We start from the raw sequence: 18649 nt of genomic DNA, 5'->3' as shown, positions 1-18649 counted from the left end.
GCTGGCGGCACGACGCTGGCATCCGTCACACCGGACGGCGCACCACCGCCCTTGCCGAACCGCTGCGGCAGCGGCAGGAGCCGGTCTCGGCTTCGACCGAGCCGGTCGCGTCGCCCGTGCCGATCCCTGCGGCGTCGTACCCGGCGCGCCGGCCGCGTCAACCGTTGCGCCTCGTACCGGTGCACGGGCGTCGTCGGGCCACGAGCACGAGCAGGCGACGACCCGCGCGACACGATCCGTGGTCTCCCGACCGGCGAGACGCGGTCACTTGCCGAGCAGCAGGTCCTTGACCTCCTTGAGCGCGGCGTCAACCTCGGCCTCGAAGTAGCCGCCCGGCACCAGACCGAACCGCATGGTGTCGAGATCGGTGGGATTCACCGGCATCGGGCCACGCCCGGACATGCTGCCGAGAATCCCCTCGAACAACCGGTCGACCTGCTCCGGGTCGTAGCCGCTGCCGAAGCGCCGTACCTGGAAGGTACGGCGGATGTGGTCGATCCGAGCCATCTCACCGCCCGGGCCGCCAAATCCCGGTCCGGCCATCGGCGGAGGTCCACCCATCGGCGGTCCGGCCATCGGCGGAGGTCCACCCATGGGTGGGCCACCGGCTGGCGGGCCACCGGCCGGTGCGCCCATGCCCCGAGCCGGCCCTCGCAACTCCCGGTCGGGCATCCGGATCTCGGCCGTCATGTCCGCCTTGCCCTGCCGACCGGCGTCGAAACCGTCGAACCGCTCGCCGGGGCCGAAGCCCGGCCCCGGGCCGCCAGGGCCGCCGGGGCCGCCCGGGGCACGGGGCGGGATCGGAGCAGCCGGGCCACGCTGCGGATCAAAACCACCCCTCGGCGGGTCGAAGCCACCCCTGGGCGGCTCCCCACCACGCTGCGGATCGAAGCCACCCCTCGGCGGCACGTCAAAACCACCCCTCGGCGGCTCCCCACCACGCTGCGGATCAAAACCACCCCGCTGCGGTTCCGGCCCACCACGCTGCGGGTCGAAGCCACCCCTGGCCGGCTCCCCACCACGCTGCGGATCGAAGCCACCCCTCGGCGGCACGTCAAAACCACCCCTCGGCGGCTCCCCACCACGCTGCGGATCAAAACCACCCCGCTGTGGGTCAAAACCACCTCGCGGCGGCTCCATCGCACCACGCTTCGGCTCGAAGCCACCGAACGTGCTGGTGGGCTCGTCGTACTGGCCGTACGGGTCACCGGACGGACCGACCTGGGCCGGCATCGGCCGTGGGGGCGGTGCACCCGGGGGCAGGCCACGGTCGTCACGCATCGGCGGACCCATCCGGTCGGCCGGCGCACCAGGCGGGCCGAAGCGCTCCGGCGGGCCCATTCGATCCGGCGGGCCCATTCGATCCGGCGGGCCGAGTCGGTCCGGCGGCGCGCCGCGGTCGCTCATCCGGGGATCGCCGCCCCGGCCGCCGCCCCGCTCCTCCAGCTCGGCGATCTGCCGCTCGACCCGGTCAAGGTGCAGGTCCACCTGCCACTCGTCGTACCCTCCGAAGCGCACTCGGAAGACGACGTCGTGCACCTCCTGGGAGGCGACGGGTGTCCCGATGGCCTCACCGGCGAGCGTGGCCTCGACACGGTCCAGAAACGAGTCCACCTCTTCGACCTTGTAGCCCCGCCGGAGCGCCTTGCGCCGGAAACGCTGACCCTGACTCGCCACTATGTCTCCTGGTTCGCTCGCTTCACTCGCTCATGCCGTCCCGCTGCGCGGGTCGGCGCCGCGAGCAGCACTGTCAAGCCCTGTACCCCGTCCGATCACTGCGCCACCGCCGCGGCGGCCAGCTGGCCGCAGGCGCCGTCGATGTCGCGCCCACGGGTGTCCCGGACCGTGGTCGAGACACCAGCCGCGCGAAGGCGTCGAACGAACTCCCGCTCGACCGGCTTCGGACTCGCATCCCAGCGACTGCCCGGAGTCGGGTTGAGCGGAATCAGATTCACGTGGGTAAGCCGACCTGCCAGCAGCCGACCGAGCAGGTCGGCACGCCACGGCTGATCGTTCACATCTCTGATCATCGCGTATTCAATGGACACGCGGCGCCCCGTACGCTCCGCGTAGTTCCACGCGGCGTCCAGCACCTCGGCCACCTTCCACCGCTGGTTGACCGGGACCAGTTCGTCGCGCAGCTCATCATCGGGCGCATGCAGCGACAACGCAAGAGTCACCGACAGGCCCTCCTCGGCCAGCCGCCGCATCGCGGGGACCAGGCCGACCGTGGAGACCGTGATGTGCCGTTGGGAGAGGCCGAGCCCTTCCGGGGCGGGGGCGGTCAGCCGTCGTACCGCGCCGATGACCCGTGAATAGTTGGCCAACGGCTCGCCCATGCCCATGAAGACGACGTGGGACAGCCGGGGCGGGGAGCCGGCGACCGCGCCGGAGGCGGCCACTCCGGCGAGATGGACCGCCTGGTCGACGATCTCCGCGGTGGAGAGGTTACGGGTCAGCCCGGCCTGTCCGGTGGCGCAGAACGGACACGCCATCCCGCAGCCCGCCTGGCTGGAGATGCAGACGGTGACCCGGTCCGGGTAACCCATCAGCACGCTCTCGACCATCGACCCGTCGTGCAGCCGCCACAACGCCTTGCGGGTCGCCCCGTCGTCGCAGGCGACCTCGCGGACCGGGGTGAGCAGCTTCGGCAGCAACGCCTCGGCGAGCCGTTCCCGGGTGGCCGCCGGCAGGTCCGTCATCTGCTCCGGATCCCGGACCAGCCGGCCGAAGTAGTGCGTCGACATCTGACGGGCCCGGAAGGCCGGCTCGCCGAGCTCGGCGACGAGGGCCTGGCGACCGGGCAGGTCGAGGTCGGCGAGATGCCGGGGCGGCAGGGCGGCGCGACGCGACGGAGTGGACCCGACCTGGGTCTCGGGGGCGATCTGGATCAAGGGCAGGCTCGTCATGGCCTGTCCAGTCTCCCACGTCCACGCGACAACGCACCTGGCCGGAGGTGCCGAACCGGCGAGGTCGGCCGGTGGACACGCGGGAAAGCGCTCACGTGACGTTCATCCCATCGGGGCGATGAGCGCCAGCAGCAGGTATCCGGTCGGCACGGCGAACAGGATGGAGTCGAGCCGGTCCATCAGACCACCGTGTCCCGGCAGCAGGTTGCTCATGTCCTTGATCTTCAGATCCCGCTTGATCATCGACTCGGCGAGATCGCCGAGGACCGCCGCCACCGAGACGGCGAGACCGAACAGCGCACCCCACCAGGGTGCGACGTCCAGCAGCAGCCACAGCAGCAGGGCACTGCCGACCGCCGCCGCCGTCACCGAACCGGCGAATCCCTCCCAGGACTTCTTCGGGCTCACCGAAGGGGCCATCGGATGCTTGCCGTACGCGACACCGGCGGCGTATCCGCCGGTGTCGGAGAGCACCACGGCGGCCAGCGTGACCAGGACCCGCAGGTGGCCGTCGGCCGGCACCGCGGCCAGCAGTGCCGCGAACCCGCCGAGGAACGGCACGTACACCGCGATGAGGGTGGCGGCGGTCATGTCCCGCTGGTAGCCGGCCGGGCCGTCACCGAGCCGCCACACCAGCGTCGCCAACACGGTCACCAGCAGGCCGAGACTGAGCGCGTCGGGCCCGGCCCACCAGGCCAGCCCGACCATCAGCAGACCGCCCGCGACCAGCGGAACGAACGGCGGATGGGCGCCGCTGGCGCGTACCGCCCGGGTCATCTCCCAGATGCCTACCGCGACCGCGGCGGCCACCACGGCGAGGAACGCCGGACGGAACAGGAAGAGCGGGACGACGATCGCGGCGCCCAGGACGAGTCCGACGCCGATCGCGGCGGGCAGGTTCCGGCCCGCCCGACCGGTGCCGGCCGGCTTTCCGGTACGCGTCGCGCGGCGGCGGCCAGGGCCACGCCGACCGGGTGGCGGCTGCTCCGGATCGTCGTCCTCCACCGGCATCTGCGGACCGCCCCTCGGGCCAGGACCGTTCTCCGGCAGGTGACCGGTCCTCGGCGCCGGGCCGGAACGCGGGCCCGGGCCGGAACGCGGCGCGGCCTCGACCGGTGGCCAGCCGACCGGGTTGGTCGGGGCGTCGGCGACACCGTCGCGATCCGGGTAAGCCGGGTCCGGGGTCCAGGGGTCGGGCTCCGGGTCGATCCCGTGGTACCCGTTCCGGTGCGTGCGGCTCCGGCCCGGCCCGTCGCTGTCGGGTCCGGAGTGGCCGGTCGGCGGCGCGTACACGTCCGGCGGCAGGTACGGCTCCGTCGGCGCGGCGACATCGTTGCGATCCGGGTAGGCCGGCGCATAGGTGTCGGGCGCGACACCGGTGTGTCGCGCCCGAACCAGGGTGTCATCGTCACCGGCCGGCCACGGCCGGCCCGGTGGGACGTCCCGCCGCTCGGGGCCACGGGTGCGTTCGGGGCCGCGCGGTTGCTCCGGCCGCTGCCAGCCACGCGGCTCCGCGCCGCCGTACGGGTCGACGTGGGACATCAGACCTCGAGCAACTCTGCTTCCTTGTGTTTCACCAGCTCGTCCACGTGCGCCACGTACCGCTGGGTGAGGTCGTCGAGCTCCTTCTCGGCGCGCCGACCCTCGTCCTCGCCGGCTTCGCCGTCCTTGACGATCCGGTCGAGTTCCTCCTTGCCACGGCGGCGGACGTTCCGGATCGCCACCTTGGCTTCCTCACCCTTGTGCCGGGCGACCTTGATCATTTCCCGGCGGCGTTCCTCGGTCATCTGCGGCAGCAGGATCCGCAGCTGGGTGCCCTCGTTGCTCGGGTTGACCCCGAGGTCGGAGTCGCGGATCGCCTTCTCCATCGCGGAGAGCTGCGAGGCGTCGTACGGCTTGACGATCGCCATCCGCGGCTCCGGCACGCCGATCGAGGCCATCTGGGTGAGCGGGGTCGGGCTGCCGTAGTAGTCAATGATGATCTTGGAGAACATGGCCGGAGTGGCACGCCCGGTGCGGATCGCGCCAAACTCCTCCTTGGCGTGCTCGACCGCGCGCTCCATCTTTTCCTCGGCCTCGAGGAGGGTGTCGTCGATCACCTGCTCCTTCGCCTCCTTCTGCTGGATGGTGCTTCGAAAAAACGGCTTACGCCGTGATCAACGTCCCGATGCGCTCGCCACCGACGGCCCGGATGATCGTGTCGTCGCCCTCCGCGCCGAAGACCAGCATCGGCAGGCCGTTCTCCTCGCAGAGGCTGAACGCGGCGGCGTCCGCGACCCGCAGCCCACGACGCAGTACGTCGGAGAAGGTGATCTGGTCGAGCTTGCTGGCGGTGGGATCGGTGCGCGGATCGGCGGTGTAGACGCCGTCGACCCCGTTCTTGCTCATCAGTACCACGTCGGCGTGGATCTCCAGCGCCCGCTGCGCCGAAACCGTGTCCGTGGAGAAGTACGGCATCCCGGCGCCGGCGCCGAAGATCACCACGCGGCCCTTCTCAAGATGCCGGATGGCCCGCAGCGGAATGTACGGCTCGGCGACCTGGGCCATCGTGATCGCGGTCTGCACCCGCGTCTCGATGCCCTCCTTCTCCAGGAAGTCCTGCAGCGCCAGGCAGTTCATCACGGTGCCCAGCATGCCCATGTAGTCGGCCCGGGCCCGGTCCATCCCGCGCTTCTGCAACTCCGCGCCACGGAAGAAGTTGCCGCCGCCGACCACCACCGCCACCTGGACGCCGCGGCGCACCACGGTGGCGATCTGCCGCGCGATCGCCTGCACCACGTCCGGGTCGACACCGATCGCGCCGCCGCCGAACACCTCTCCGGAGAGCTTCAACACCACCCGACGGGCCCGCCCCGGGGGCGGTGCCGTGGGGTCGTCCGTCGTCGAGGTCCGGTCATTCACAACCTGCGTCATCCGACCCGCCTTCCCACGCCGACACCCGGCGCCACGTCACCCAACTGCCGCTGCTGACCCTACGTGACAAGGAGGCCGCGGTGCCTGTCACGTACACCAGCGGCCTCCCTTTGCGTGTTACGCCCCGCCGATGCCCGGGTCAGGGCATCGACGGGGAAACGGAACGACTCAGGACTGTCCAACCTCGTACCGGACGAACCGGGTGACCTCGATGCCGGCCTCGGCGAGCACCTGCTTGACCGACTTCTTGTTGTCCGCGACGGAGGCCTGCTCGATCAGGACGTAGTCCTTGAAGAAGGCGTTGACCCTACCCTCGATGATCTTGGGCAGCGCCGCCTCCGGCTTGCCCTCCTCGCGAGCGGTCTGTTCCGCGATGCGCCGCTCCGAGGTCACCGTCTCGTCCGGCACCTCGTCGCGGGTGACGAACTTCGGCCGCATCGCGGCGATCTGCATCGCCACGCCGCGGGCGTCGGCGTCGGCCGCCTCGTCCGACTTGCCGGTGTACTCCACCAGAACGCCGACCTGCGGCGGCAGGTCCTGCGCCTTGCGGTGCAGGTAGACCGAGACCGTGCCGTCGAGCTTCGCGAAGCGGTTCAGCACCAGCTTCTCGCCGATCTTGGCCGACTGCTCCTGGATGGCGTCGGCGACCGTACGGCCGTCCGGCAGGGTGGTGCCGAGCAGCGCCTCCGCGTCGGCGACCCCGGACTGCTCCCCGTGCTCGACGAGCTGCTGGGCGAACGCGATGAAGTCGGCGTTCTTGGCGACGAAGTCGGTCTCGCAGTTTAGTTCGAGCAGGGCCTTGCCCGAGTGGGCCACCAACCCGTTGGCGGCGGTCCGGCCGGCCCGCTTGCCGACATCCTTGGCGCCCTTGATGCGCAGGATCTCGACGGCCTTGTCGAAGTCACCCTGGGCGTCGGTGAGGGCCTTCTTGCAGTCCATCATGCCGGCGCCGGTGAGGTCCCGGAGCTTCTTGACGTCCGCGGCGGTGAAGTTGGACATGACTCTCTCTTCGATGTGTAACGCGGCTGATTCGGTGGTCTTCTGCGGTCTACCCGGATGGGTCTACCCCGATGCGGAGCCGTCGTGCCTCGTACCCGGTCGGGATGCCGTCAGGGCGTGACGGCCCGACGGCATCCGACCGGGCAGGTCACTCGGCGGCGGCGGCAGCCGGCTCGGCGGCCTTCTGCTCCGACTCGACGGCGGCCTTCTTCTCGGTGTCCTCGATCAGCTCACGCTCCCACTCGGCGAGCGGCTCGTCCGCGCCGACCACGCCCGGCTCGGGCTTCTCGTCGGTGCCCCGACGCTTGCCGGAGCGGGCGATCAGGCCGTCGCCGACAGCCGACGCGATGACCTTGGTCAGCAGCTCGGCGGAGCGGATCGCGTCGTCGTTGCCCGGGATGGGGAAGTCGACCTCGTCCGGGTCGCAGTTGGTGTCGAGCACGGCGATCACCGGGATGCCCAGCTTGCGGGCCTCGTCGACGGCGATGTGCTCCTTCTTGGTGTCGACCACCCAGATCGCGGCCGGGACCTTCTGCATGTCCCGCAGACCGCCGAGGGTACGGGTCAGCTTGATCTTCTCGCGGGAGAGCTGCAGGGTCTCCTTCTTGGTGTAACCCTGCGCGGTGCCGGAGAGGTCGCCGAGCGCCTCCAGCTCCTTCATCCGCTGCAGCCGCTTGTAGACCGTCTGGAAGTTGGTCAGCATGCCACCGAGCCAGCGGTGGTTGACGTACGGCTGGCCGACCCGTGTCGCCTGCTCGGCGATGGCCTCCTGGGCCTGCTTCTTGGTGCCGACGAAGAGGATGCTGCCACCCTCGGCGACCGTGGTGCGCACGAACTCGTACGCCTTTTCGATGTAGTCGAGGGTCTGCCGCAGGTCGATGATGTAGATGCCGTTGCGCTCGGTGAAGATGAAGCGCTTCATCTTCGGGTTCCACCGCCGGGTCTGGTGCCCGAAGTGGACGCCGCTCTCCAGCAGTTGACGCATGGTCACTACGGCCATGGCGGGGTGCTCCTTCAGTTGTCCCTGGTTGTCACGCCGGGCCGGGAGGCCTGGCGTCCTGGCGCCTGTTCGCCGGCCATGACGGACCCGATCAAGATCGGGACCAGGGGGCCGTCGCCCCACGGACGAACCGTGGAGAGGGCACGCGAGGTCGACCGCGCAGGGCGGTCGCCAGTCGTCAAGTGTACGCCCCGCCCCGGTCACGAATGCGCAAACCCCCGCCGTCGCCCTCCCCCGCTGGTCGCCCGCTGACGCCTGGCCGCCAACCGGCCCTTCGTCCGCCGCAGACCACTGGTCCACGCCCGGCGCCACCGGTCGGCCGAAGCGGGACGATCCGCCTCAAGTTGACGGGAAGGCAACGAAGGGCCCTACGAGGATGGAACCGCCATCGCCAAACCACGTGCCCTCGGACGGCCGGAGCCGGGCCGCCCCACGTGCTCTCCAGCGGCTGGCGCCGCAGGTTCGCGCCCATCAGGGCCCGGTTGGCGGTCGTCGTGCTCGGCGCACCGCCGCCATACCACCTCAACGGCATGATCGTCCGGCTGTCCACAGCACCCCCGGATATCCACAGCCCCACCAGGTCGGGGTGACTCCGCCAGTGGCCCGGAGGCACCCTCATGCGTCATGACTGGGCTGAGAAGGGCGGTCGGCGCGTACGGCGAGCGATGCGCCGTACGACACCTGACCGAGGCCGGGCTCCGGGTGGTGGCCCGGAACTGGCGTTGTCCGTACGGCGAGATCGACATCATCGCCTGGGAGGGTGAGGTCCTCGCGTTCTGCGAGGTGAAGACCCGCCGCAGCGCCCGTTACGGCACTCCTGCCGAGGCGGTGCTGGGCCGCAAGGCACGCCGGCTGCGCCGGCTGGCCGCCGAATGGCTGCGCGACAGCGACACCCACGCCGAGCAGGTTCGGTTCGACGTCATCGAGGTCTACCCGGCCCGGTCCGGCGCGGCCCGCGTCGAACATCTCAGATCGGCCTTCTGAGCCACCGCCCGAACCGTCCCGCACCCTGTACTTGCCTGACAGGAAAGAACCGCGTACTTTCCTGTCAGGCAAGTACAGCTTTTCTGGGATGAGGTGCAAGGTTGATGACTCCCGACGACGCGCGGGCGGCGCTCGACGACATTCGGAAGCGGCATGAGCAGTCCCGCGCCGAAGAGGTACGGCACGGCCTGTCCCCCTTCTACCTGGCTGTCCTGGCCTCGGTGGTACTCCTCTCCTACGCCTCGTTCGACCTGCCCAATCCATGGGGTGGCGCGATGCTGTTCCCGGTGGTCGGGCTGTTGGCGTTGCTGGCGTTCGTCTACGCGCGCCGCGCGCCCGTGCTCAGGAAGCCCGGTTCCGGCGAACTGCTCGTCGGGGTCGCGGCCGGGATCGTCCTCGCCGCGGTGCTCCAAGGCCTGGCGGCGGCCGCTCAGGCGGTCGGAACGCCGACCCCGCATCTGGTCTCGGCAGCTGTCGGGTCGGTGATCTGCCTGCTGATGGCCGGTCGTGTCTGCAGGGGCGCCGAGGCGCTGGCACGGCAGGCGGACCGGCGCAACTGATGGACAGCGATTTCGACGAGTTCCTGCACGCTCCCGCACGGTTGACGGTCGTCGCGCTGCTCGCACCCGCGAGTTGGACGGAGTTCGGTTTCATCCGGGACTCGGTCGGTACGAGTGACTCGGCCCTGTCCAAGCAGCTCTCCGCGCTCGCGGCGGAAGGCTACGTCGAGGTACGCAAACAGCCGGGGGCGGGCGCGCGGCGCACCTTGGCGAGGCTCACCCCGCACGGCCGGAAGGCGTTTCTGGCCCACGCGTCGGCGCTGGAACGGATCGCCGCCGCCGCGCGGGCACCGCAGCCGGCCGACCCCGGCACCGTCCAGCCGACGTCGGTTGAGGCGGTGTGACGACACGACGTAGCCGGGCGTACCGACAAAGCCTCCGGTTGTGGAGTGGGACCGCCCGCGGGCCACTCACACCCCGGGAGGCGGCCGCCGTGTCCCACGCCCACCACGCGCGGACGTCCCCGGGGACGTCCGCGCCGCGTTCTGGTCGTGGAATCCGCCGCCTCCCGACACCGGGAGGCGTACGGGTGGGGCGCGTCCCACCCGTACGCCGGCGGATGACGTGACCGGCCAGAAGGCTGGGCGAGCAATCGGAGTCGGAGCGCGCGGGCGCGCATAGCACATCAGGGGTCTGATCATCCGACTGTCCACAGGGCACCCGGTTTTCCACAGCCCACCCCAACCGGATCCCACCGGGCACCGCCCGCCCGGCACGGTTGTCGGCATGATCTCGACAACTGACCGGCACGACCGATGAGTTACGCCAAGGTGCTCTGCGTGGGCCTGGTCGGAGTGACCGGACACCTCGTCGAGGTCGAGGCCGACCTGGCCCCCGGCCTGCCGACCGTCGCGCTCTCCGGCCTGCCCGACACCGCGCTCAACGAGGCCCGGGACCGGGTACGCGCCGCGGTGGTCAACTCCGGCCAGCGCTGGCCGAACCGCCGGATCACCCTCAACCTGCTCCCCGCCACCCTGCCGAAACACGGCTCGGCCTTCGACCTGGCCATCGCCGCCGCACTGTTGGGCGGCTCCGGCGAACTGCCGCTGGCTGCCCTGGACCGGGTCGCGGTGCTCGGCGAGTTGGGTCTCGACGGTACGGTCCGACCGGTCCGGGGCGTACTGCCGATGGTCGCGGCGGCGGCCCGGGCCGGGATAACCCGGGTCATCGTTCCGGCGGAGAACGCGGCGGAGGCCTCGGTGGTGCCGGGCATGCAGGTGCGGGCGGTCGACTGCCTGCACCGGCTCGTCGCCTTCATCCGGGACGGCACGCCGTTGCTGAATCCACCGTCCCACTCCACGGCCACGCCCCGGCCGGGGCCGGATCTCGCCGACGTGGCCGGTCAGGAACTCGGCAGACGGGCACTGGAGGTGGCCGCGGCCGGCGGGCACCATCTGGCCCTGATCGGCCCACCCGGCGCCGGCAAGACGATGCTCGCCGAGCGGATGCCCTCGATCCTGCCGCCGCTGGACGACGAGGCCGCGCTGGAGGTCACCGCCCTGCACTCCATCGCCGGCCTGCTGCCACCGGACGGCCAGTTGATCCGCCGGCCCCCGTTCCAGGCACCGCACCACACCGCGACGGTGGCGTCCCTGGTCGGCGGTGGGTCCGGGCTGGCCCGACCGGGAGCGGTCTCGCTGGCGCAGCCGAGAGTAGCCATTTGTTACAAGGCCCCGAGAAGTTGATCACCATCGGTGCCGGCTTCCCGCCGGGTTGTAATCACCGTCTATCCTGGTCGATCGTGAGCGGAATCAAGGTGGCCAACAACAATCCAGCCGGTCGGCTCTTCTTCATGTTCGCCAACGCGAAGCGGTTCAGTGAGGGAACGGCCTGGAACGGCTGGGCTAAGGTCTTCGGCGTCGACCCTGCGGCCAAGCCTGACGTCATGCGCGCGGCCGCGAGCGCGATTGAGTTGATCGCGCTCGTACCACAGCAGGTAAACGCCCTTGTGGATGATGACCCTGCGGTAGCGTTGATCAACTTCCACGAGGTCGAGAAGACCGGCGGGAATTTCCACCGCCTGGCCGGGATGCCAATGAAAAACTTTCTCATGCCCCTGCAGGAAACCGGCGTACAGTCACTGATTTACTGCTCTTCTCTCCTGAGCCGGCGCCGACCGGAGCCCCACCTCGACAAGCAGGCCACGGCAGAACTTGTCGAGCAGGTTCGGCTGCTCATCAGGGATGTCCTGCTGGTCCACCAACTGGACCCCGAGACACGAGATTTCGTCCTGCGTCACTTGGCGACGATCGAGAGAACGCTCAAGGAGCAGCCCTTGTTCGGCGTCCGACCCGTCGAGCAGGCGCTCGACGAGACGGTCGGCGGGCTGTATCGGAAACCTCATCTGATCGAACGCCTCCGGGGGACCCCTGTCGTGGCGAGCCTTCTGGGTGTCGTGGTAGCCGTCGATATCGCCCTCAACATGGTCTCGAACTATCAGGCCATCACCGCTGACAAGCCGCCCTCCCCGACGCCCGCCGTGATCGAGCTGAGCCGCCAGTGCGGCGTGCCGCTGGAACTGCCGGTCGCTCCGGCGCCGCGACCGCCGGCCGAGGACGTCGCCGAACCCCTCGCTCCGGCAGCCGCCGGCTCCTGAGACAGATCGGGCCCGCCCGACGTGTCGGTTGGGCCCGATCCTGATCACCGCCTCGACCGCGCCCGGAACCTGTCGTACGCGGCCATGACCATCAGCACGGCACCCCCGGCAGGTAGTGCCGCAAGCCAACCGAGTCCGGCGAGGAGCCAGACCACGGAGGCAACAGTCAGGGCCAGGAACAACCAGAACTGCCGGAGCCGGACGCCGGGTATCAACGCGATCATGGCCAACATACCGATTGACACCCAGAAGGCGGCAGCATAGCTATTCGACACCACACTGCCCCTCCGCGTGCGGCTCCCACGCCCGCCAACTGCGGTACCGCTCAACGTGCTGGACAAACGGAAGGGAATCCCATTCACCAGCCCACTTCGTGAGCGCCAGAACCCGCGCCCGACTCTTAGATTCGGCGCTTAAGTGGTAGCACCGACGCACCTCCTCGCTCTGAATCATGCCTCGCATTTCCACCCGCCAGTGATTCTCATCCTGGAAGGTGCTCGCACTTACTTCTTCCATGTCCAACCTCCCGGCCCGCCTCGCGAATGAGGCGGAACGGAGAGAGACTCACACAGGATCATGACCGAAGGCAAACGATGCGCGGATAGCCTCGGAGGCATTCATAGACGACATTTTTCAAATGATCGACGCGGAGTAACCTGTGCTGTCACTCCGCGTCCATGTCGAACAAAATCGAAGTCCGCCGCTAAGCGCACAAATCAGGCGATCCTGTGGAGCTCGTCACACTGTTGGACCCGATTCAGCTTTGCCAACTCAGGTGCCCGACAAGACGCTGCCGAGAACGCCGAGCAGCAGCAGTCCGCAGATCGTCAAGATCGCCGACACGAAGCACAGCGCCGACATGTACACGACCTCCAGCAGCGCATCACGGATCTTCTGAGCGAGCTGCCGTCTGGTCATATCTGCCGGCCCGGCCAACGCTGGTTGCGCTGCTGCACCATGCGGGCAATCGCCAGCAGCGACCGTAGTCCGGTTGCCAGGCAGGCCGCCTGACGCAGCGACATGAGCACGACGTTTGCCGGCTCCTTCGGGTCCTCTGCCTCGTGATCGAACTCTTCGAGAACCAGGACGGTCGGGTTGTCCGGCGTCTCGGACGACCAGGCCAGCGAGGCTCGCAGCCGAACCGGCTCCGTGCCGAGGGTCGGCACCTCGACGGCGCGTGAGCGGTGCGCCACGGCGTCGCACGGCGGCGAGCACCAGGCGGGATGTCTATCGTCAACCACGGTCCACTCCCTTGAAGTGGGTCAAGGCCCGGGAGCGGAGGTGCGAACTCCGCTTCCGGGCCGCCTGATCAGTCCTCGCCCGGCAGTTGGATCGTCACGACCGGCTCACCGTCGTCACCGGGTCCGACGATCGCCTCCAGTTGGACTGCCTGCGGAGCTGTCTCGTCGCCCTCGGTGAGCACCCGGGCGATCTCGAACGCCACGCGGTTGGTGCCGCGACTCGCCTTCGCCGCCCGGGAGGCCACCCAGACCACGTCCCACAGTCGCCTCGTCTCGTCCTGGGGCACGCCCTTCCGGGCCGTGTCCTCGTCGGTCCAGGCGACACAGGTTTCCCAGACGGCGTCGGTCAGGGCCACCGACCAGCGGAAGCCGGCCTCCTTGGCCGTCGCGGTCACGTCGATCAACACGCCGTCCGCAATGGCCTGCTTCCGGGAGTAGAAGTCGATGATCTCGAACTCACACACGATCAGGACGCCTCCGAGTCACCGACCGGCTCACCGGTCGTCTCGTCGTCGTCCTCGGTGACCTCCAACTTCTCCGTCTCCCCCATGGGCTCACCGGAGATCACGAGCTGCGCCTCCGCGAGCAGGTCGTTGACGTCCTTGCGGGTTTTGGCATCGATCGCCTGACCGAGCAACGTCTCAACCCGCTGGAGTCGTTGGATCAACGCCGCGTGCTCGGCGGCCCGCACCGGCTTCTTCTTCGCTCTCCGCGGCCTCATCTGCTCCGGCAGGCCGTCCCGCTCCACGCGGGACAACGCCTCCTCCAGGGCCAGCAGTTCCTCGGCGAGAGGACGGCCATCCTCGCACCGCCACACCTTCGCGGCGGTCAGACCAGACAGGGCGGCGAGCGCCGCACGTGATACCCCAAGCTCCTTCCGACGCTGAAGGACTCTGAGTCCCGCCTCACGGTGCGCCTCCTCCTGAACGGCCGGCTCCTCCTGGATCGGCGTACCGGTCTCGGTCGTCTGGTCGGTCACGGTCGCATCAATGGCGCTGGTCATCGTTGTTCCACTCCTCGGTTTCCCTGTCTCAATAGCCGGGATGAGACTAAATCGAATATTGATAGGACTCAGACGACTTGTAAATAGGAATGGCTAATTGATCTCGCGTGAGTTTGTCGAGGTCAGAGCCGCTGTAACCGACGCTGGGCCACTCCTGGAACGAGGGCGCGCAACGGCGACGCCGGGACGGCACGAGCCCTTGTGAGACACGCGCCGTCCCGACTCCGGGCCACTCCGTGCGGACACCCGGGGGCGACGAGACCGGCTTGCCAACCTGGGACGCCACCCGCTCGGCATCTTGTCATGATAACCACGATAAGTCTACTCATCCTTGCCTGTCCGTAACCGGGAGTGATCTACTAGGCGGGCCAACCTGGGAGTAGACACCGCATGTCCACATACGTGCCCGACTATCAGCGCATCGCGGATGATCTCCGCGAGCAAATCAAGACCGGCAAGCTGACGCCCGGCGACAAGCTGCCCAGCAAGCGAGAGCTGCGCGAGATCTACGGCACCAGCGCCCAGCCGGTGGACGCCGCGCTCTTCATGCTGCGGACCGAGGGCTACGTGGAGGGCCGCCAGGGCAAGGGCACCTTCGTAACCAACAAACGTCCGGACTAGCGCCGCCTCTCTTTCAGCAGCACGCATCGGCCCCGCTGACGATGGGCGAGCCGAACGACAAGATGCCGAGGTAAGTGAGGTAAAGCGCGAAGGCATTTCGGCAGGACTGAAATCCGAGCCGCCGGACCGGACCGATGTATACATCACGGAGTGCCGCAAGCGCTTCCCCGATAGATGTGTAGACCTGCTAAGCGGCCGGACATCCCGCATCGGGTTTACTCACGCCGTATCTAAGCATCACTTTGTGCACGCCTATACCAGTATTGAGCTCGATCGCGAATCGCAAGCATGCGTGGGTGATTCCTAGGCAGCAATGCAGCTTGGCTTTGGAAGGCATCACGTAGGGCTTCGGCTAGTTCGGCGGCAGCATCCGAAGGTACGGGTAATAGCGGCAACAGCTTCATGCTGTCAACGGTATTCGCGTGATGTGCGCCATGGTGCTTGACCCACTCCGCGGCAACCCGCGTAAGCTCGGCGGCACCGCGAAGAGGGTCACCATGGCCACACAAGTGCGAGGCCCAAATGCTTCTCGCCTCTAGACGGTCTGGATTTCCAGCTGGCAACCACTGGTACGTATCGACGGCGACCGCCTCCAATACGATGCTTGCGGCAGAGTCGTCCCCTGCTTCGGAGTGGGCACGCCCGAGTTCGAGCCGGACCCTGATGGTTTCGGGATGTTGCGGCCCGTGCACCAACTTGTAGGCGTCGTGCAATTCTTCGTAGAGCGAAACCGACTTCGACCAGTCGCCACCCTCCCCAATCCATTCAGCTGCGGTACGCCGAATAATCAGCGAAGTTGGGTGCATGTCGTTGAGAGCATCAGCGGTCTCAGCAACGAGCTCCTCGAGTAGCACCGCCGCCTCTCGGGCCTGTCCGCAGCGGCCGGTGTAATGCGCAACGGAGGCGCGCTGCCCCAAGGTGGTCTCGTGGATAGGGCCGAAGATCCTTAAACAATCGGCCATTACCGCTCGCGCCTCAGCAAGAGCGCCTTGCAGATCGCCTAGATCCGCGAGACAATGTGTCAACAGGCGGCGTGCGTCAATGACTGCAGGATCATCTTCACCAAGGATACGTCGTTGGTCACCGATGATCTTGCCGGCAGCAGCGGCTGCGCCGGCTGGATCGCCTGCACGGCGTTGCAGGTCAGCGAGATTGATCCGCAAAATAAGCGTACTCGCGTGATCTTGTCCTTCGACGCGCTCGAAGTCTCGGACCAGTTTGGCGTAGGCTGCCAAGTCCACGACGGTCCCGCTTTTCATCTGCCATTTGATCAACTCAGCACGGGTCGCGAGCGTCCGCGCATCGTCGTGCCCGTACTGATTAACGAGGTCGATACGGAGTGCGTCGTACTCAGCTGCCGCACCGCTTGCGTCGCCGGACGCGCCACGCCAGCGGGCTTGAAGCTCGCGGAGAAAGTACGTCAGGGAATAGTTATTTCCGTATAGGTCAACGGCCCGCTGGGCCATGTCCGCGAAATAGGCTCGGGCGCCAAGGGCGTGACCGGTCACGCCAAGGCTCTGCCCCGCTAGGACGAGCACTTCGCTAACTGCACCATCGCGCCAGAGGTGGTTACCGGCCCGCTCAGCCAGGACAGCCACATTCGCACGGAGAGTCTGGGCATGGCCTGGGTCGCGCTCAATTGCCGGCCACACTTCTCGTAGAGCATCGGCGCATACGTCTGGGACACACTCGCCCTCAGGTGTAGTAGCTGTGGACTCCCGTACGGCTCGCTGTAGCAGAGAATGTGTCCGAAGTGTCGCGCCTGCATCGTGTAGGTCAGCGAGGCTTAGTCTGCCGAGGTTACGCAGCCCGTCAGCGACGTCCGCAGCCGTCACATCTGTGCGGCTACGAACACTAAGATGGTGCAGACAGCGTGGAGTGTTGAAAAGACCCGTAGGGACGCCATGGCCGTCCAAGAACGCCACCATCTCCAGCAGCGGCCGAGCCACCCCCGGCGGGTGCAGTTCGTCCGCCGCGGTGATCGACAAGGACCAAGCCGCAGCGATTGGTGAGACCTGATCGTCCGGCAGTGACTGCGGCTCGGGCATGAGTTGCGCGAGAGTTGACCGTTCATCGGCTAGGCGACGTAGATAGTCGGCACACGTCAGCTCGCGGTCGAGAATATATGTGCTCGCCTGGGCGAGCGCCAGCGGCAGATACTCCAGCTGTTCTACAAGGCTGCCCACGTGGCTGGCGACATCGGGAACATCGCTGAGCTTTGCGAGTATATACTGCTTCGCCTCATATGAGCTAAACGCTCCGACAACGACAAGGGATCTCTCACCATGGCGGGTCAGGGCCGCGTCCCGACGTCGGGTCGTGACAACTGTCCTCCCCGCCTGCCGCGAGGGAGGCCACAGATCCCGCATGATGCCCGGTTCGGCAAGGTCGTCGAGGACGACGAGCCAGGTTCGTTCGGTGGTTCCCAACCAGGTAAGCAGGCTTTGTGCAGCTTGCTCGGCGTCGTCGGCGTGGTGCTGGTGCACCCGAGCTGCTGCAGCGGCGTAGCCGGTGATCACGGCCGTCCGAGAAGAAGCGGTGATCCAGAGCAGGAGACCGATATCCCCTGCCACCAGTCGTGATCTGGCGTAGTGTGCTGCCGTCTGCGTCTTCCCGACTCCGCCGAGGCCGGACAGGATGACAGTCCTGGAGCGCCGGCTAGTACTGTGAAGAAGCGCGTCTGGAATGCGACTCTGCCATTGGTCGGCTAGGGCCGGAACGGTGCCGACCTGGCATGGCCATGTCAGCCTTGATGGTGGAGGCTCAAAGCGAAGCTCGATGTGAATATCGCCATCGTTATCGCCAGCGATCGCGACAGAGCCCGGGCCGACAGCATGAGCGCCACCGAGGTCTCGACGCCACCACCCTCCGGACGGCCAGCTGAGGTTCATATGGCTGCCGGCCCCTGGTAGCCCTGAGCGAGGTCGGTGCGGATGCTCGCGGCGTTGTCGCCACCGACTGCAACCGCGCCTGGCCCTGTGGCGTGAACGCCTTCAGCCGTACTTCCGGTTTGAGCCGATGTGGGCGAGCCGGGCAGCCTGACCCTGGTGCTAATGGTGCCACCGTTATTGCCGCCGACGGCCGCCGACGCTAGGCCGGAGGCGACGACTGGGCGACGTCGAGCAACCGGCCACCAGAGGGTCCACGCCGCAAGGAGCAACGTCACAGGCATCCCAAGTGCCGAAATCCACTTCTCCGCGCGGTCGAGACCCTCGCGGAACAGCAATGCCACCAACGTTGTCCCGACGGCGAGGATTACGGTCGCACCGATGACTCTTACTGTCCGCCTCATAGTCTCATTGTGCCCGAGCCGCGCTCTAAACTTGTGTGGCTCGCCACCGCGTCTAAATCCTTCGGACGGTCTACTCGCATGACCGCTGCCATCCACTCGTGGCAGAAGCGGATACTCCTTCCCTGCCAGTTCGCGTCATTGCTTACGGAGCGTCACGACGACGACCACCGCGCTCTGCGGACTGCGCTACCCCTTGCTCCACTCATGCCATGCACGTTCAGTTGCACCTGGTGGTGCGTGTCAACTCATAGGCCGCATCGAACCAGCCAACTGCGGTCAGAGTGCTAGAAAGGCTCGTCGGATTGGTGGCAAACGGACACGACGATCACGGCCATGACCCGAGGGGTATCCGCCGGAGACGGTGATCGCCAAGCCGTCTGCCGGCATCGCGGCGCTGACTTCTCCGCCCGTGCCGTCCGGGAAGGTCCGTTCCGCGCGGATTTCGTAGCCGGCCTGTTCCAGCTGTCCCGCAGCCGGCGGATTCCGTCAACATGCCGCTCAGCCGGCAGCAGGATTTGGTAGATGCCTTGG

Annotated in this window: 17 protein-coding genes and 1 pseudogene; 6 read left to right on the top strand and 12 right to left on the bottom strand. The window is 67.8% G+C overall.

The window, feature by feature from the left end; translation table 11 throughout:
- Nucleotides 1–264: 264 nt before the first annotated feature.
- The 7 genes from V1633_RS21155 to rpsB all read right to left on the bottom strand — a co-directional run bounded on the left by V1633_RS21155 (nt 265) and on the right by rpsB (nt 7821).
- Nucleotides 265–1677 (bottom strand): DivIVA domain-containing protein, encoded by a 1413-nt coding sequence (locus tag V1633_RS21155; protein ID WP_331216098.1) that lies wholly within the window; start codon nt 1675–1677, stop codon nt 265–267.
- A gap of 95 nt (nt 1678–1772) precedes the next feature.
- Entirely contained in the window at nt 1773–2909 is a 1137-nt protein-coding gene (rlmN, locus tag V1633_RS21150; RefSeq protein WP_331216097.1) for a 23S rRNA (adenine(2503)-C(2))-methyltransferase RlmN, read from the bottom strand.
- Nucleotides 2910–3011: 102 nt separating this feature from the next.
- The gene (locus V1633_RS21145) at nt 3012–4451 is read right to left on the bottom strand and encodes a phosphatidate cytidylyltransferase (protein WP_331216096.1); all 1440 of its coding nucleotides are present in this window, start codon (nt 4449–4451) and stop codon (nt 3012–3014) included.
- A complete protein-coding gene (gene frr / locus V1633_RS21140; protein ID WP_331216095.1) occupies nt 4451–5008 on the bottom strand; it encodes a ribosome recycling factor in 558 nt (185 codons plus the stop codon). Before frr ends, V1633_RS21145 begins: the two co-directional genes overlap by 1 nt.
- A gap of 46 nt (nt 5009–5054) precedes the next feature.
- Nucleotides 5055–5822 (bottom strand): UMP kinase, encoded by a 768-nt coding sequence (gene pyrH, locus V1633_RS21135; protein WP_331216094.1) that lies wholly within the window; start codon nt 5820–5822, stop codon nt 5055–5057.
- 168 nt (nt 5823–5990) lie between these two features.
- Nucleotides 5991–6821, bottom strand: coding sequence for a translation elongation factor Ts (tsf, locus tag V1633_RS21130; protein WP_331216093.1), 831 nt, complete (start codon nt 6819–6821; stop codon nt 5991–5993).
- Nucleotides 6822–6969: 148 nt separating this feature from the next.
- Nucleotides 6970–7821, bottom strand: coding sequence for a 30S ribosomal protein S2 (gene rpsB, locus V1633_RS21125; protein ID WP_331216092.1), 852 nt, complete (start codon nt 7819–7821; stop codon nt 6970–6972).
- A 624-nt stretch (nt 7822–8445) separates the two neighbouring features.
- Here rpsB and V1633_RS21120 point away from each other — a divergent pair.
- The 5 genes and pseudogenes from V1633_RS21120 (at nt 8446) to V1633_RS21100 (ending at nt 11961) form a co-directional block, all read left to right on the top strand.
- Nucleotides 8446–8805 (top strand): YraN family protein, encoded by a 360-nt coding sequence (locus V1633_RS21120; protein WP_331216091.1) that lies wholly within the window; start codon nt 8446–8448, stop codon nt 8803–8805.
- Nucleotides 8806–8909: 104 nt separating this feature from the next.
- Entirely contained in the window at nt 8910–9365 is a 456-nt protein-coding gene (locus V1633_RS21115) for a hypothetical protein (protein WP_331216090.1), read from the top strand.
- The gene (locus V1633_RS21110) at nt 9365–9709 is read left to right on the top strand and encodes a transcriptional regulator (RefSeq protein WP_331216089.1); all 345 of its coding nucleotides are present in this window, start codon (nt 9365–9367) and stop codon (nt 9707–9709) included. Before V1633_RS21115 ends, V1633_RS21110 begins: the two co-directional genes overlap by 1 nt.
- A 411-nt stretch (nt 9710–10120) precedes the next feature.
- A pseudogene (locus V1633_RS21105) lies at nt 10121–11041 on the top strand (YifB family Mg chelatase-like AAA ATPase); the annotation flags it as partial.
- Nucleotides 11042–11106: 65 nt separating this feature from the next.
- A complete protein-coding gene (locus tag V1633_RS21100) occupies nt 11107–11961 on the top strand; it encodes a hypothetical protein (protein WP_331216088.1) in 855 nt (284 codons plus the stop codon).
- Nucleotides 11962–12732: 771 nt separating this feature from the next.
- Here V1633_RS21100 and V1633_RS21095 read toward each other — a convergent pair.
- From V1633_RS21095 to V1633_RS21080, 4 genes are all read right to left on the bottom strand, one after another.
- The gene (locus V1633_RS21095; protein ID WP_331216087.1) at nt 12733–12879 is read right to left on the bottom strand and encodes a hypothetical protein; all 147 of its coding nucleotides are present in this window, start codon (nt 12877–12879) and stop codon (nt 12733–12735) included.
- Nucleotides 12876–13202 carry a hypothetical protein gene (locus tag V1633_RS21090; protein ID WP_331216086.1) on the bottom strand — a complete coding sequence of 109 codons (327 nt, stop codon included), beginning with the start codon at nt 13200–13202 and terminating at the stop codon, nt 12876–12878. Before V1633_RS21090 ends, V1633_RS21095 begins: the two co-directional genes overlap by 4 nt.
- Nucleotides 13203–13270: 68 nt before the next feature.
- Nucleotides 13271–13666, bottom strand: coding sequence for a DUF6573 family protein (locus V1633_RS21085; protein WP_331216085.1), 396 nt, complete (start codon nt 13664–13666; stop codon nt 13271–13273).
- Between the two features lie 2 nt (nt 13667–13668).
- Nucleotides 13669–14181, bottom strand: a complete 513-nt coding sequence (locus V1633_RS21080) for a hypothetical protein (protein WP_331216084.1) — start codon at nt 14179–14181, stop codon at nt 13669–13671.
- A gap of 414 nt (nt 14182–14595) precedes the next feature.
- Here V1633_RS21080 and V1633_RS21075 point away from each other — a divergent pair, with 414 nt between their 5' ends.
- Entirely contained in the window at nt 14596–14826 is a 231-nt protein-coding gene (locus V1633_RS21075) for a winged helix-turn-helix domain-containing protein (protein WP_331216083.1), read from the top strand.
- Between the two features lie 230 nt (nt 14827–15056).
- On the opposite strand, the gene V1633_RS21070 is transcribed toward V1633_RS21075, so the two are convergent.
- Nucleotides 15057–17717, bottom strand: a complete 2661-nt coding sequence (locus V1633_RS21070) for a tetratricopeptide repeat protein (RefSeq protein WP_331216082.1) — start codon at nt 17715–17717, stop codon at nt 15057–15059.
- Between the last annotated feature and the right edge of the window lie 932 nt (nt 17718–18649).

Source organism: Plantactinospora sonchi (assembly GCF_036422035.1).
Lineage (GTDB): Bacteria > Actinomycetota > Actinomycetes > Mycobacteriales > Micromonosporaceae > Plantactinospora > Plantactinospora sonchi.
This window is presented reverse-complemented; position numbering and strand designations above follow the sequence as displayed.

Coding starts and splice junctions, on each gene's coding strand:
- V1633_RS21075 (WP_331216083.1), top strand. CDS start 14,596: ATGTCCACATACGTGCCCGACTATCAGCGCATCGCGGATGATCTCCGC.
- rlmN (WP_331216097.1), bottom strand. CDS start 2,909: ATGACGAGCCTGCCCTTGATCCAGATCGCCCCCGAGACCCAGGTCGGG.
- V1633_RS21120 (WP_331216091.1), top strand. CDS start 8,446: ATGACTGGGCTGAGAAGGGCGGTCGGCGCGTACGGCGAGCGATGCGCC.
- V1633_RS21110 (WP_331216089.1), top strand. CDS start 9,365: ATGGACAGCGATTTCGACGAGTTCCTGCACGCTCCCGCACGGTTGACG.
- V1633_RS21070 (WP_331216082.1), bottom strand. CDS start 17,717: ATGAACCTCAGCTGGCCGTCCGGAGGGTGGTGGCGTCGAGACCTCGGT.
- V1633_RS21115 (WP_331216090.1), top strand. CDS start 8,910: ATGACTCCCGACGACGCGCGGGCGGCGCTCGACGACATTCGGAAGCGG.
- tsf (WP_331216093.1), bottom strand. CDS start 6,821: ATGTCCAACTTCACCGCCGCGGACGTCAAGAAGCTCCGGGACCTCACC.
- V1633_RS21095 (WP_331216087.1), bottom strand. CDS start 12,879: ATGACCAGACGGCAGCTCGCTCAGAAGATCCGTGATGCGCTGCTGGAG.
- V1633_RS21145 (WP_331216096.1), bottom strand. CDS start 4,451: ATGTCCCACGTCGACCCGTACGGCGGCGCGGAGCCGCGTGGCTGGCAG.
- pyrH (WP_331216094.1), bottom strand. CDS start 5,822: ATGACGCAGGTTGTGAATGACCGGACCTCGACGACGGACGACCCCACG.
- rpsB (WP_331216092.1), bottom strand. CDS start 7,821: ATGGCCGTAGTGACCATGCGTCAACTGCTGGAGAGCGGCGTCCACTTC.